The organism is Vibrio sp. WZ-1, from assembly GCF_052037695.1.
Classification (GTDB): Bacteria; Pseudomonadota; Gammaproteobacteria; order Enterobacterales; family Vibrionaceae; genus Vibrio.
Map to the genome: position 1 here is coordinate 234749 of NZ_JBQEQR010000076.1, position 16043 is coordinate 250791.

Annotated in this window: 10 protein-coding genes; all 10 read left to right on the forward strand. The window is 45.3% G+C overall.

Going from position 1 to position 16043, the window contains the following annotated elements:
• Nucleotides 1–2 precede the first annotated feature (2 nt).
• The 10 genes from rsmC to ACTS60_RS13690 all read left to right on the forward strand — a co-directional run bounded on the left by rsmC (nt 3) and on the right by ACTS60_RS13690 (nt 16032).
• Nucleotides 3–1025, forward strand: a complete 1023-nt coding sequence (gene rsmC, locus ACTS60_RS13645; RefSeq protein ID WP_440888674.1) for a 16S rRNA (guanine(1207)-N(2))-methyltransferase RsmC — start codon at nt 3–5, stop codon at nt 1023–1025.
• A 228-nt stretch (nt 1026–1253) separates the two neighbouring features.
• Nucleotides 1254–4640, forward strand: coding sequence for a response regulator (locus ACTS60_RS13650; protein ID WP_440888675.1), 3387 nt, complete (start codon nt 1254–1256; stop codon nt 4638–4640).
• 862 nt (nt 4641–5502) lie between these two features.
• Nucleotides 5503–7185 (forward strand): ABC transporter substrate-binding protein, encoded by a 1683-nt coding sequence (locus ACTS60_RS13655; RefSeq protein WP_440888676.1) that lies wholly within the window; start codon nt 5503–5505, stop codon nt 7183–7185.
• Between the two features lie 171 nt (nt 7186–7356).
• A complete protein-coding gene (locus ACTS60_RS13660) occupies nt 7357–8343 on the forward strand; it encodes an ABC transporter permease (protein ID WP_038884262.1) in 987 nt (328 codons plus the stop codon).
• A gap of 2 nt (nt 8344–8345) precedes the next feature.
• Nucleotides 8346–9371 carry an ABC transporter permease gene (locus ACTS60_RS13665; RefSeq protein WP_038884263.1) on the forward strand — a complete coding sequence of 342 codons (1026 nt, stop codon included), beginning with the start codon at nt 8346–8348 and terminating at the stop codon, nt 9369–9371.
• 2 nt (nt 9372–9373) lie between these two features.
• Nucleotides 9374–10357 (forward strand): ABC transporter ATP-binding protein, encoded by a 984-nt coding sequence (locus ACTS60_RS13670; RefSeq protein ID WP_010450116.1) that lies wholly within the window; start codon nt 9374–9376, stop codon nt 10355–10357.
• A gap of 48 nt (nt 10358–10405) precedes the next feature.
• Nucleotides 10406–11401: an ABC transporter ATP-binding protein gene (locus ACTS60_RS13675; RefSeq protein ID WP_010450118.1), complete on the forward strand. Its 996-nt coding sequence runs from the start codon at nt 10406–10408 to the stop codon at nt 11399–11401.
• 70 nt (nt 11402–11471) lie between these two features.
• Nucleotides 11472–13211, forward strand: coding sequence for a glycoside hydrolase family 9 protein (locus ACTS60_RS13680; RefSeq protein WP_440888677.1), 1740 nt, complete (start codon nt 11472–11474; stop codon nt 13209–13211).
• 2 nt (nt 13212–13213) lie between these two features.
• Nucleotides 13214–14110: a BadF/BadG/BcrA/BcrD ATPase family protein gene (locus ACTS60_RS13685; RefSeq protein WP_440888678.1), complete on the forward strand. Its 897-nt coding sequence runs from the start codon at nt 13214–13216 to the stop codon at nt 14108–14110.
• Between the two features lie 2 nt (nt 14111–14112).
• Nucleotides 14113–16032: a beta-N-acetylhexosaminidase gene (locus tag ACTS60_RS13690; protein ID WP_440888679.1), complete on the forward strand. Its 1920-nt coding sequence runs from the start codon at nt 14113–14115 to the stop codon at nt 16030–16032.
• Nucleotides 16033–16043 lie beyond the last annotated feature (11 nt).

The window sequence follows — 16043 nt, forward strand, 5'->3', positions numbered from 1 at the left end:
TTATGTCTGCTTATATCGCTCCTAGCCAAATCGCTCAGCGCCAACTCGAGTATTTCAATGGAAAACACGTTTTAGTCGCGGGTGAAGTTGAAGACTTGTTCCCTCTCGAGTTAGTCAGTCACTGTGAGTCTGTGGAAGTATTTACTTCTAACTACAGCTACTACCGTCAAATCCGTACATCGGACAAAGTGAAGAGTCACTTTGGTTCAGAGTTTGATGTTGAGACACAAGCAGACATGGTGCTTTTATACTGGCCTAAAGCTAAGGCAGAAGCAGAATACCTTTTGGCAATGTTGATGGCTAAGTTAGGTCTCAACACAGAAATCGTTGTAGTCGGTGAAAACCGCTCTGGCATCAAGAGCATCGAGAAGATGTTCAAAGACTATGGTCCCGTGAAAAAGTACGACACCGCTCGTCGCTGTTCATTCTACTGGGGTACTTGCCTTAACCAGCCAAAACCGTTCAATCAACTGGATTGGTTTAAAACCTATACAGTAACACTAGGTGAGCAATCACTTACCGTTAAGAGCCTTCCTGGCGTATTTAGCCATGGCGAGTTTGATTTAGGCAGCCGTTTACTGCTTGAGACTCTGCCTAAATTGTCTGGCAAAGTACTCGACTTCGGTTGCGGTGCAGGTGTGCTGGGCGCATTTATGGCTAAAGCCAACCCAGAGATCGCGATTGAGATGTGTGATATTAACGCTTATGCGATTACCTCTAGCCAAGCAACACTCGAAGCGAATGGGTTATCAGGTCGTGTTTTTGCCTCAGATATCTACTCAGACACGGCTCAAGACTACCGTTTTATTGTCAGCAATCCACCATTCCACAGTGGCTTAGACACCAACTACAACGCAGCAGAAACTCTGTTAGGTCAAGCACCAAAGTATATGACGGCCAACGGTAAAATGGTCATTGTGGCGAACAGTTTCTTGCAGTATCCGCCAATTATTGAGAAAGCATTCAATAATTGCGAGACGCTAAATAAGACCAACAAGTTCTCTATTTATTACGCGAAAAAATAACGTTCTTGATAACGCACAGTAGGATTACTGTGCGTTATTCGCACTTTAATAGCCTCTCCCACGAAAATTTGCGTTGTTCAGCACGGTTTACAACCAACTTTCTTGTCAAAGAAAAAAAACTCGTTAATTTTGTTAATTCTAACGAATTAACTTCTTATCCGTTTTTAACGAGAACCAAGGTAAGTCTTATCTTCAACAACTTACCGATTTATGAGTTGTAACCATCCCATGTTTAAGTTTTACAAAAAGCAGAAATTTAAGCGACTGCAGAATACTCTCATGACCGCATTTCTGGTCTTAAGTATTACGCCTCTAACGATTACTGCGATCTTCTTCCTACAATCTCACAGTAAAGATCTACAAGAGCAGAGTACATCTCATCTTCTTTCTGTTCGTGATACTAAGCAGCAACAGATCTTAGATTATTTTGCTGCTCAAGAAACCGAAGTCATGGGCTTTGTTCGTTCTGAGCTTGCGTACGCAAGTGGTGGACGCTTCTATGGTCTTGTGAATGCATTTAATCGCTTGGGTCAAGACGAAGAAGAGTCTCGTGAAAATGCACAGCAACGCTATATAAAAGGCAGCGGTGACCAGATAAAAACGTCAATTTTGCCGGAGTCTTCGAACTACGTCGGTAGCGAGCGTTACCGCCTGCTGCACAAACGCTATCACTGGGCATATCTTGAGCTGTTGAAACGCTCTGATTTCAACGACATTCTGCTGGTCGATATTGACGGCAATGTGACGTACTCCATCAACAAAGACGACAACTACGGCACTAACCTGCTGACAGGAAGATACAAAGACGCCGCTTTGGGTAGAACATTTAAACGCCTATCTGAGGATGTGAATGCTCGCCGTAAAGTGAATGAAGACTACACGCCAGTTGTGGTCTCTGACTTTGAAGTAGAAAGTGGGAAGCAGATTGCTTGGCTTGGTGCTCCAATTATCCAACAAGGCTACTTGCACAGCTATGCAATGTTCCGCTTACCAAGCAACGGAATAACCAAATTAATAGCAGAGATCAACCGTGACACACCTATCGAAACTCTTTTGGTTGGCTCCGATCATAAGCCAAGGACAATCAACACCAAAAGTAACGAAATTAGCAATAGCTTAATCGTGGTTGATAAGGCGCTACAAGGTGAAACGAGCGTGGAGACCTACACTAATGGTATAGGTGAAGATATCATGGCTGCGTTCGCACCAATTAGCAATCGGGGAATTACTTGGGCTCTCGTTGTTCAATTACCAGAAAAGCTAGCCTTTACTCGCGTACATCAGTTAGAAAAGCTATTCGTAATTGCCATGCTGATCGCCATTATTTTGGTGATTATCGCATCGCACTATTTATCTAACTTTATCACCTCCCCTCTACTTAAACTTACCTGGGCAGCAGAGAAAGTATCCGCCGGGGATCTTGATGAAACGACGTTTAATACTGAGCGAAAAGACGAAATTGGTCGCCTTGCAATCAGCTTCGAACGAATGCAGCGTTCTATTCGCGAAAAAATCCAGACGATTAAACAACAAAATGCGGAACTGGAAAGCAACATTAAACTCATTCAAAAGCAAAATGAGGATTTACAGCTCGCTGATAAGCTCAAAGATGAATTTCTAGCCACCACATCTCACGAGTTAAGAACACCATTACATGGGATGGTTGGCATTGCCGAAACATTAATTTCTGGAGCAAACGGAGTCATTCCTGCAAGCCAGAAATACCAGCTCGATATTATTATCAAGAGTGGCCAACGACTTGCTAGCCTAGTTGACGACTTACTTGACTACCATAAGATGCGCTACGGCAGTATGGATATTCAAAAGTCTGCCGTTAATTTACCAAGTGCAACGCAACTCGTTCTTGAGCTATCTAGCCACTTGCTAGGTAACAAAACAATTCGGATTATCAATCAAGTTCCTAGCGATCTTGTTCCAGTATCGGCCGACCCTCAGCGCTTAGAACAAGTTCTCTATAACCTTATTGGTAATGCGATTAAGTACACATCTGAAGGCAAGATTGTTATCTCAGCCGGTGTGATAGACGATCAGATTCGAGTTCAAGTAGTGGATACCGGACAAGGGATTCCAGCTGAGCAATTAGAGCACATCTTTGAACCTCTGATTCAAGCTGGTCAAGACTCCACCCGATACCGCCAGGGGGCTGGGCTTGGTCTATCAATCAGTCGTCAACTGATTGAACTTATGGGTGGCTCTCTTTATGTGAGTAGTCAACCGATGGTCGGTACCACATTTAGTTTCACACTACCGATGGCGAGTGAAGATGAAATCTCTCTGAGTCAAAACCTTTCAGTTCGTGGCCACTTCCAAGTTCCAGAAAATGGAGTGGAGGTTAACGAGGAACCATCATTACCGGAAAACCCGGACGGGCCACTACTGTATGTTGCTGATGATGAACCAGTAAACCTACGAGTGCTTGAAAGCTTCTTGCGACTTGAAGGCTATCGGGTAAGAACGGTAACGGACGGACCAGAAACCCTAGAGCTTGTCGAAAAAGAAAAACCGGAGCTTCTGCTACTTGATATCATGATGCCAGGCATGAGTGGATATCAAGTATGTAGCGAGTTACGCAAACACTACGATCATGCAGAGCTTCCGGTCATTATGCTCACAGCCCTTAGTCAAACTGAAGATCGTGTTCGAGGATTTGAAGCCGGCGCGAATGACTATTTATCCAAGCCATTTAATAAGCATGAGTTAGCAGCAAGGATTCAAGCACATTTAACCGCGAGTAAGGCAGAGCAACGTCGAATCGAGAATAAGCAGCTTGAAAATGAACTAAAGCAACGCGCTCAAGTAGAAGCTAGCTTGCTAGAAACTCAAGGGCGACTTTTAGAGCAGCTAGAGTCCGCTCCTGAAGCGATCATATGCTTACGGGAAGACCAACGTATTCGATTTGCCAACGAGGCTGCATGCAAGCTGTTTAAGCGCAGTCTAGAACAGTTGCGACGCTCTTCTGCAGACGAGCTTATCGCTCCGAAATATTTAACCGTTAAACAGCCTCATTACTGCGGAAAAATTGATATTTATGTTGAAGATGTTCGCCAAAATATTGAAGCGGATATCCTCAAGCTTCCTGAAGGTTCAGGCCTTGACGTCATGTACATCTTTAACGTTGGTGGGGGGGCAAGCGCGACTCGCATTTACAACCTTGAGACAGCAGTTGAAGTGTTGTCTAGCTACGCATTCGATGGCGATAAAGACCAACTGCAGAAGTTGAAAGAGCTTGGTGGTGAGTTTACACGCTTAGCAGATAAAGCTTTAGGCAATAAGAAAGATAAGCAGGATCTGATGCGAGAAATACTGGTTGATACCATGATTCACGCCCTAGATTACTGGGAGTCTGCTACTGGTGAGAGTAAATTTGCTTTTGCTGAACAAAGCGGTCTTTGGCGAGTGTACTTGGACAGAAGTACTCTCCAAACACGAACCTTAGATAAATACCTACGTATTGAGACGCTACCGAAGACACCGCGTTGGCGAACCGTATTAAGCTCTATAGAGTTTATTCTTGAACATTGTAAAGAACAAAGCCCTGATCGCAGCCATATTGAGGCACAGCGCGATAAACTGCAGAGGTTACTTACTAGCTAGCCAATTTGTTAAATAGCCCCACCAGCCCGGTGGGGCTTTTTTTTACTCTATAAACGTGGCCACTCTATTTGCTCACTTATCTCTACCCAAGTAACTTTGAGTTGCTTTCCTTAATTCAAATAGGTAACAAAGCTCCTACCCCTCAAGCCAGAAGCTACTCAGATATATAAACGCGATTTAAGTTCATCTTAGCTTGCCCAAGCAGATTGGAACTAAGTTAACAAAAGCGTCTTTTAAAGAGCTGACTAGACAGATATTTAGTGTGCAGGATTGCAGCTTGTGGTCACCTTCAAATCAAGTAAAACGCACCTCAAAATCACTTCATTTACCATATAAAAAAAGCCCCCTTACCTTCGTTATTTCCTGAGTAAATCAGCCCTATTTTTCTATTAACGAGCTTATTTCGCCAACAATTGATACAGATTGAGAAGTCAATCACAACAGAACGGCAGATTAAATTTCACCTAATTAATTAACGTTATTTTGCGTTGTGAGCCAGATCGCCAATGTAATAAAAAGACAAAACAGCCTGCATAAACAACACACTCAGAGTTAGTAGACACTAACAAGGTAAAGTTACCAGCATATAAACTGCGAGGCATATCAATGTTCAAAAAACACCCTCAACGAGCAAAATTAAATCAGAAATGACGTTTATAACGGAGATTTAATGCGTTTTAACGTTTTTGACGGGAATCGAGTTTGATTATTTAGTAGATAAGGTGTTTTCTTAGTCCTGCCTAAGGCCTACAGGCCACTCTAGAACTCAGTTGTAATGACAGAGGTAGGCCTTAGAGAGTGTTTATCAATTGATGACATTCAATTCCATTAGTGAAATGAAAGCAAATAGTAAGGAACAGCTATGCTTGCCAATATTAAAAAAACAGCACTAGCAACAGCAATTATTGCCACTGCTACTACAGGTTTCGCATCAGTAGCAACAGCAGCTGAACGTAGTGAGCTGACTATCCACCCTAAAGAGTTTACAACTTTTGTTCGTAACTTTAACCCGTTCTTGGGTGCAACTAACCTGCACACAACAACAGACTTCATCTACGAGCCATTGGTAGTTTTCAACGAAATGCATGGTAACACTCCTGTATTCCGCCTAGCTGAAAACTTCAAAATGGCCGATGACCTAATGAGCGTAACTTTCGATATTCGTAAAGGCGTGAAGTGGTCTGACGGTAAAGCATTTACTGCTGATGATGTTGTTTACTCATTCAACCTAGTAAAAGAGAAACCAGAGCTAGACCAATCTGGTATCAACTCTTGGGTTACTGGTGTTGAAAAAGTTAACGACTACCAAGTGAAGTTCCGTCTAAGTGAAGCGAACTCAAACGTTCCTTACGAAATTGCAAAAGTACCTGTCGTACCGAAGCACGTTTGGAGCAAAGTGAAAGATCCATCAACATTCACTAACGAAAACCCTGTAGGTTCTGGTCCATTTACAGAAATCGATACTTTCACTCCTCAGCTATACATCCAGTGTGAAAACCCGAATTACTGGGACGCAGCTAACCTAGATGTAGACTGTCTACGTGTTCCTCAAATTGCGAACAACGACCAGTTCCTAGGTAAGATTGTTAACGGCGAAATGGACTGGACGTCTTCATTCGTTCCTGATATCGACCGTACTTACGCTGCAGCAAGCCCTAGCCACCACTACTGGTACCCGCCTTCAGGCACTCAAGCGTTTGTTGTGAACTTCAAGAACCCAGACGCAGCTAAAAATGAAGCGCTAACAAACGTTGATTTCCGTCGTGCATTCTCTATGGCACTTGACCGTCAAACTATTATCGATATCGCATTCTACGGCGGCGGTACAGTGAATGACTTCGCATCTGGTCTAGGCTACGCATTCGAAGCATGGTCTGACGAAGCAACACACAACAAGTACAAAGGCTACAACACGTACAATGTTGAAGGTGCTAAGAAGCTTCTATCAAAAGCTGGCTTTAAAGACGTAAACAAAGACGGTTTCGTTGATACTCCATCAGGCAAATCTTTTGAACTTCTAATTCAATCTCCAAACGGTTGGACAGACTTCAACAACACAGTACAGCTAGCAGTTGAACAACTAGCTGAAGTAGGCATCAAAGCTCGTGCTCGTACACCAGATTTCTCTGTGTACAACCAAGCGATGCTAGAAGGTACTTACGACGTGGCGTACACCAACTACTTCCACGGCGCAGATCCACACTTGTACTGGGATAGCGGCTACAACTCTAAACTGCAATCTGGTGACGGTATGCCTCGCTTCGCGATGCACTTCTACAAGAACGAGAAACTAGATGGTCTACTTAACAGCTTCTACAAAACAGCTGATAAGCAGAAGCAGCTAGAGATTGCTCACGGTATTCAGCAAATCATCGCTCAAGACCAAGTAACTATCCCTGTGATGTCTGGTGCTTACATGTACCAATACAACACAACTCGCTTCACTGGTTGGTGGAACGAAGAAAATCCTAAGGGCCGTCCAAACATTTGGGCTGGTATCCCAGAGCGTCTACTTCACGTACTGGACCTAAAACCGGTTAAATAAGTAGAAGTTCATTCCTCGCGGCACACCTTCCGTGTGCCGCCTATAAAAAATCCCCTCGTGACCAAAGCAACATATGGCGCTCGTCGTCAGGGGATTTTTCGCTCTAAATTTCGCTAGGAGCGACCTGAAACCAGAAACAGGGAAAAAATCTGGGTGAGTAAGGTGTGAGTTATGGGTTATTTTTTAAGACGTTTGTCGTTCTATCTTGTCGCGCTCTTGGTTGCAGCGACGTTAAACTTCATTATTCCGCGAGCAATGCCTGGTGACCCAGTTACCATGATGTTCGCTAACGCTTCAGTACAGGTTACGCCAGAAAGAATCGCAGCAATGAAAGAGTTGCTAGGTTTCGTTGATGGTCCTATTTACATTCAATACCTGTCATACATCAAAAACATTCTAAGCTGGGAGCTAGGTACTTCTATTCAGTTTTACCCGCTTTCAGTTAACAGCCTACTAGGTAGTGCATTCGGCTGGTCACTATTTCTTGCTGGTACTGCAGTAGTACTTTCGTTCTCGATTGCTTCTGTACTAGGTATCTTCGCGGCATGGAAGCGTGGCAGCAAATATGATGCTTTCGTTACGCCAGGCACACTGATTGTTCAAGCGATTCCACAAATGGTTATCGCAATGCTAGCGCTATTTACATTCTCAATCGGTCTGAAATGGTTCCCATCAGGTTACGCTTACACTCCAGGTACTATTCCAGATTGGACTAGCTGGGAGTTCCTAAAAGACGTTGGTTACCACGCAATCCTGCCATTATTCTGTGCAACGATTGTTCAGATTGGTGGCTTCCTGGTAAACATGCGTAACAACATGATCAACCTTCTTGCTGAAGATTACATCACAATGGCAAAAGGTAAGGGTCTGAGCGAAAACCGCGTAGTATTCAATTACGCTGCACGTAACGCTCTTCTACCAAGTGTGACAGCACTTTCCATGTCACTAGGTATGGCGATTGGTGGTCAGCTAATTATCGAGATGATCTTCAACTACCCGGGTCTAGGTACCGTTCTTCTAAACGCAATTCACGCACGTGACTACCAAGTACTTCAAGGTCAGCTAATCATCATGACCATGTTCATGCTGTGCTTCAACTTAATGGCTGACATGCTGTACATGATTCTAGATCCTCGCCTACGTAAGGGAGGCAAATAATCATGAAAGATCTATTCAAACTAATTCTGGGCAACCCGTTCGCACGTATTGGCCTAGGTATCGTAACTGTGTTCCTGTTCGTGGCAATTGCCGCACCATTAATTACCAAGCATGCTCCTGACAAACGTACAGGTAATCCACATGAGTACCCGGGCTTTGTTGTGAAGCAGGCGCAGAATAACCCTGATGGTTGGGTCGCGAAAAACCTTGCTGATGACCGTCGCACACTGATCATGTCTAAGAAGGCTGATCATGTTATGGGTACAACCCGTATGGGTCGTGATGTTTGGTCTCAAGTGGCTTACGGTGCTCGAGTATCGCTAGGTGTTGGCTTTGGCGCTGGCATTATTGTGTGTTTCTTAGCAACGGTAATCGGTATCTCAGCTGGCTACTTTGGTGGTCGTGTCGATGACATTTTGAGTGCAGCAATGAACATCATGCTGGTAATTCCTCAGTACCCACTATTGTTCGTACTTGCTGCTTTCATTGGGGAGGCAGGCCCGCTCACCATTGCCTTGATCATCGCTGGTACCTCCTGGGCTTGGGGCGCCCGTGTCGTTCGCTCTCAGACGATGGCACTGCGCGAGAAAGAGTTTGTGAAAGCCGCTGAAGTACTGGGTGAATCGTCGTTCCGTATTATCTTCGTTGAGATTTTGCCAAACCTTATCCCTATCGTGGGCGCAAGCTTCATCGGTTCGGTAATGCTAGCAATCAACACAGAAGCGGTAATCTCGTTCCTAGGTCTAGGCGACGCAAATACCATCAGCTGGGGCATCATGCTGTACAACGTACAGACTTCGTCTGCAATGCTTATCGGCGCATGGTGGGAAGTACTAGCTCCTTGTATTGCACTGACTCTACTGGTTACAGGTCTTGCTCTACTGAACTTCGCAGTAGATGAAATTGCTAACCCTCAGCTTCGTTCTCACAAAGGTATGAAGCGTTGGAAGAAATTGGCATCACAAGACAAGAAAGAACGTGAGCCAGAATTGGCACCACAAAATGCACTATGGAGCGGAGATAAATAATCATGACTGCACCACTAATTTCTATCCGTAACCTATGCGTAGACTACATTACAGACGCGGGCGATGTCCGCGCCTGTAACAACGTCAGCTTTGATATTGCACCAGGCGAAGTATTCGGCCTAGCCGGTGAATCAGGCTGTGGTAAATCAACCGTTGCATTCTCGCTAATGCGCCTTCATAAGCCGCCAGCGTTTATCACAGGTGGTGAGGTTATCTTCAACGGTGAAGATATCCTCAAATACAGCGATGACCGCATGCAAGCCTTCCGCTGGAGCGAGATGTCGATGGTATTTCAAAGCGCAATGAACGCTTTGAATCCAGTTCTTACTATGGAAGAGCAGTTCTGTGACGTAATCATGCGTCATACCAATATGACTCGTGCTCAAGCGAAAGTTCGCGCTGAAGGTTTATTGGAAATCGTAGATATCCACCCTAGCCGTCTAAACGATTACCCGCACCAGTTCTCTGGTGGTATGCGTCAGCGTCTGGTTATTGCTATTGCTTTGGCTCTGAATCCAAAAATGATCATCATGGATGAACCAACGACGGCACTAGACGTAGTGGTTCAGCGTGAGATTCTGCAGAAGATCTATGCACTTAAAGAAGAGTTTGGCTTCTCCATTTTGTTCATCACCCATGACTTGTCATTGATGGTCGAGTTCTCTGACCGCATCGGCATCATGTACTCGGGTGAACTGATTGAAGTCGCGCCTTCTAAGCAAATTCTGGAAAGTCCTTACCACCCTTACACTAAAGGTTTGGGTAGCTCTTTCCCTCCATTAACTGGTCCTAAAACCAAATTGACTGGTATTCCAGGCAACCCTTTGAACTTACTAGAAGTTCCTCAAGGCTGCCGCTTCCAAGCTCGTTGCGAACGCGTCCACGAAGCTTGTACTCGAGTACCAACTCAGCTGCGTCAAATTGAACCTGGTCGTTTCTCAAACTGCCACTTATACGGCGACCCGATTGCTCAAGCCAAGGTTTAATAACAAAAAATAACGCTAGCTAAGAACAAAATTACACTGGAGAGAATTATGAGCAAACAACTCGGCGAACTGCTGATTGAAGGTAAAAATGTCGTTAAGGACTTCCCTTTAAACAGTAACTCAATCAAGCAGTCTAAGATGCGTGCTATCAACGACGTATCATTCAAAATGTACAAAAGCCGCGGTTTGTCAGTAGTAGGTGAATCTGGTTCAGGTAAATCTACTACCGCAAAAATGATTGCGAAAATGTACGCACCTACGGATGGCATCATCGAGTACAAAGGTCGCGATATTCAAGATATCACGTCTAAGCACGACTTAATGACCTACCGTGAAGGCGTACAAATGGTATGGCAAGACCCGTTTGGCTCGCTAAACCCAACACACAACATCTTCCACCATATTGCTCGCCCACTGCTGATCCACAAAAAGATCGCACCGGGCAACAAGAAAGAGTTGGAAGAGCGCGTGTATGATTTGTTGGAACAAGTTGGTCTGATCCCACCAAAAGAGACGGCACAAAAGTTCCCTCATCAGCTATCTGGTGGTCAGCGTCAACGTGTTAACTTGGCACGTAACATCGCAGTGGGTGCAGAAGTGGTTCTAGCAGATGAACCTACCTCAATGCTAGACGTATCGATTCGTGCAGGTGTACTTAACCTGATGGAAGAAATGAAGTTTGAGAAGCAAATGTCTCTGCTTTACATCACTCACGATATCGCAACAGCACGTTACATCGCAGAAGATCTCGCAGTTATGTATGTAGGCCACATGGTTGAATGGGGCGATACCGAGGAAATCATCCACGATCCTCAACACCCATATACACAATTGTTGGTTTCTGCAGTGCCAGATCCATCGAAGTCAATTCACGAAAAGTTGAAAGGCAACAAAGGTGAGATCCCTCTTTGGACACCAGAGTCTGTAGGTTGTCCATTTGCAGGACGCTGTGTTCATGCAACAGAAAAATGCCGTGAGCGACTGCCTGGTGTGACGCAACTGTCCGATAACCACTTTGTTCGTTGTTACTTATTCGAAGATTAATCATAACGAGGGTCAGGTATCAACCTGACCCCTTTTTCCATTTTATTTTATTGTTTCCCGGAGAAATCGAATGCTGCTACTGACTAACCACATTGGTTACGAGCGCCTGGGCCCTAAGAAAGCGATCATCCAGACGAGCCGACCACGTCTGTCTTCTTACACAGCTTTACTCGTATGCGCAGATAGCCACCAGACGGTCGCAACTCTGACAGTAGAGAAGCAAGGCAAAGTAGCAAACTGGCATCAAGGTCATTTCTACCTTATCGACTTTTCCTCATTTAATACTCCAGGTCACTATTACCTTCGTTTCGATCATTTACGCTCGTCTCACTTTGAGATCGGTGAACATATTCTTCTCGATTGCACGCTGTCTGATGTGATCCACTACTTTAAATCTCAACGTTGTGGTGGCATTTTCGATCAACAAGATCGTCAAGCACCACTGCTTAATTCAAATGAAACCGCTGATGTTCACGGCGGTTGGTATGATGCATCGGGTGACGTCAGCAAATATCTGAGCCATTTGTCATACGCGAACTATCTGAACCCACAACAAACACCAATGGTGGTGTGGAATATATTGAAAGGTTTGTCTCTGCTTGAAGGCAACGACAAACTGGCTAAATTCACTGCTACTCGCCTTCTCGAAGAAGCACTATTCGGCGCTGATTTCCTTGTTCGTATGCAAAACGAAAAAGGCTTCTTCTACATGACGGTGTTCGACAAGTGGAGTAAAGACACAGCGCAACGCGAGATCTGTGCCTACGAGACCCAGCTCGGTCATAAATTTGATGATTACCAAGCGGGCTACCGACAAGGTGCTGGTGTCTGTATTGCTGCACTAGCGGCAGCAGCACGTTTAGATGTTCACGGTGAATTCGACCAACAAAAATACCGTAATGCTGCAGAAAACGGTTACTGGCACCTAAAAGAACACAACACCCAATACTTGAATGATGGTGAAGAAAATATCATCGATGAATACTGCGCGCTGCTTGCTGCTGTGGAGCTATTCAAGACGACGAAAGAAACGCGATACTTAGAAGAAAGCCGCTTGTGGGCGAACCGTCTTTTAGCTCGTCAAATGAGTGATGAGCACATTCAACACTTCTGGTCAGCCAATCAAGATGGTAGCCGCCCTTATTTCCATGCGGCAGAAGCCGGGCTTCCTGTTATCGCGCTATGTGAGTACTTAGCGATCGAAGACGACTCTGAACGCGCATCTGCGGTAAAACAAACCATTACTCAAGCTTGTGAGTTTGAAGTTTCTATCACCAACAAAGTGAAGAACCCATTTGGCTACCCTCGCCAATACGTAAAAGGCGTAGATGAAGCAAAACGTGACGCATTCTTTGTGGCACACAACAATGAGTCGGGTTACTGGTGGCAAGGTGAAAATGCACGCTTAGGCTCACTGGCAACCATGGCTTTTATAGCGCAACCTTTTATCGATTCTGCAGTACTAAAGCAGCAACTTTCGAAGCTTGCACAAGACTCTATTAACTGGATTGTTGGCTTAAACCCTTACGACATGTGCATGTTGGACGGTCATGGTCGTAACAACCCAGATTACCTTCCTCAATATGGTTTCTTCAACGCAAAAGGTGGCGTGTGCAACGGCATCACAGGCGGTTTCGAAGATGAGGAAGACATTGCATTTAATCCACCAGCACAGAAAGACGACATGCTTCAAAACTGGCGCTGGGGAGAACAATGGATCCCTCATGGTGCTTGGTACCTACTCGCCGTAATGAGTCAGGCTCAGCACATCTCGACTTTAGCGAACTTTCAAGAATTCAAGGAACAATAAGCATGGGGATGTATTTTGTAGGTATTGATGGCGGCGGCACTTCATGTCGCGCCCGTATCAAAGACGCGCAAGGCAACTTTATCGGCGAAGCAAAAAGCGGCAGCGCAAACATCATGCTAGGCGCAGAAATCGCAATGGCATCAGTTCTTGAATCTATTGTTTCAGCAGCCCAGCAAGGCGGATTAACCCAACAAGACTTTTCTTCAATGCACGTGGGGTTAGCGCTTGCAGGTGCAGAACACAAGACCTCTTGGCAAGCATTCATGGCGTTGGAGCACCCATTTGCCAGCATGACGCTTAACACTGACGCATATGGTGCTTGTATCGGAGCACACAATGGTGAAGATGGCGCGATCATGATTGCAGGAACGGGCTCTTGCGGCATTTTCCTTAAAGGTCTTGAGCAACACGTTGTTGGTGGCCGTGAGTTCCCAATCTCCGACCAAGGTGGCGGCGCGGTAATGGGGCTACGACTAGTTCAGCAAGTCTTACTGGCAGAAGATGGCATTCGTGAAAAGACACCATTAGCGGCGCACGTCATGGCTCACTTTGAGAATGAAATCGACAACGTGGTGGCTTGGTCTAAACAGGCGTTACCACGCGATTATGGTCAGTTTTCTCCTGCTATTTTCCAACATGCAGAACAAGGCGATGCACTGGCAATTGAAATGCTCAAGCAAACCGCAGCGGATATTGAGATGTTCTTAGTTGCTTTGAATAAGCGCGGCGCAACTCGTATTTGTTTAATGGGCAGCATCGCAGAACGAATTCTAAAATGGCTATCACCTCCTGTACAACAGTGGGTGGTTGAACCTCAGTTTGATGCGATTGAAGGGGCGATTATGTTTGCTGGAAAGCCAGAACATAACCTTTACTCGGTGAGTGTTGAGCAGGAGTGAACATGGAATATCGTGTTGATCTAGTAGTCCTTTCTGAGCAAAAACAAAACTGCCGTTTCGGACTCACCTTTCATAACTTGAGCGATCAGGATCTAAACAGTTGGAGCCTGACCTTCGCTTTTGATCGCTACATACTTCCGGATAGCGTTTCAAATGGTCAACTCACTCAGGTCGGTAGCTTCTGTACGCTTAAACCTGAAGGCGAAGTACTTGCGGCAAACCACCACTACTACTGCGAATTCAGCATTGGGTCCAACCCATTTCGTTACTACTCGGATGGTTTTAATGAAGCAATGATCGACTTTGTAGTAGATGGTCAACCTCAACGTGCGCAAGTCGATGTCACCCCTATTGTTTTGGCTTCACCTTATCGTGAACGCAGTGACATTCCGGCAAGCTTAACCCATGCACAGCCGCTACTGCCGAAACCAAATCATATTGAAGTCAGTGAAGGCTACTTTACGCTGAATGAGCAATCCGGCGTTGCGACATATACTGATTTGGCTCAGCCAGCTCAAAAGTGGTTCATTGATGAACTTCAGCGCATTCATCAGTTCTCTGTAAAAGAATCGAATAGTGGCAATGTAATATTTAAAGGAAACCCAACTTTAGATGAAGGCGTATACAAACTGAAAATATCGGAGGAATCTATTAAGATCGAATCCGGATCCACTTCTGGTTTTATACATGCGACAGCGACATTGTTACAGCTAGTTAAGACAGGAAGAGAAACATCCACTCTCGATTTTGTCTGCGTCACAGTCAAAGACAGTCCTCGCTTTCGCTACCGCGGCATGATGTTGGACTGCGCTCGCCACTTCCATTCAGTAGAGGAAGTGAAGCGTCTTATTAACTTATTAGCACACTATAAATTTAATACTTTTCACTGGCACCTTACCGATGACGAAGGTTGGCGACTTGAGATTAAATCCTTACCTGAGCTAACCAGTATCGGCGCGTGGCGGGGGGTAAATGAAGCGGTTGAACCTCAATATACTCACTTATCTGAGCGTTATGGTGGCTTCTACACCCAAGAAGAAATCAAAGATGTAATTGAGTTTGCGGCGCAACGTAGCATCACTATTATCCCTGAAATAGATGTACCCGGACATTGCCGCGCAGCGATCAAGTCTCTACCTCACTTATTAGTTGAAGCAGAAGACACGACAGAATACCGCAGTATCCAGCACTACAACGACAACGTCATTAACCCTGCTCTACCGGGCAGCTACGAGTTTATAGACAAAGTACTGGAAGAAGTAGCTGCGCTTTTCCCTGCTCCTTATGTACATATCGGTGCAGACGAAGTCCCTAACGGCGTGTGGTCAAAGAGCCCAGCATGCCAAGCTCTAATGGAGCAATTGGGTTACACCGATTACAAAGAGCTGCAAGGTCACTTCCTACGCCACGCAGAAGACAAGCTGCGCAAGCTGGGCAAACGTATGGTGGGCTGGGAAGAAGCCCAGCACGGCAACAAGGTTAGCAAAGATACAGTGATCTACTCATGGCTAAGCGAAGAAGCAGCACTGAACTGCGCTCGCCAAGGTTTTGATGTGGTATTGCAACCAGCACAAACCACTTACCTAGATATGACCCAAGACTATGCCCCAGAAGAGCCGGGCGTAGATTGGGCAAACCCATTGCCATTAGAAAAAGCATACAACTATGAGCCGTTGGCAGAAGTGCCTGCTGACGACCCTATCAGAAAACGCATTTGGGGCATTCAAACTGCCCTATGGTGCGAAATCATTAACAACCAATCACGTATGGACTACATGATTTTCCCTCGCCTGACTGCCATGGCAGAAGCATGTTGGACTGAAAAACAACACCGTGATTGGACAGACTATTTATCACGATTGAAAGGACATCTCCCTCTGCTCGATTTGCAGGGCGTAAATTACCGCAAACCGTGGAAGTAATAACAAGCCAG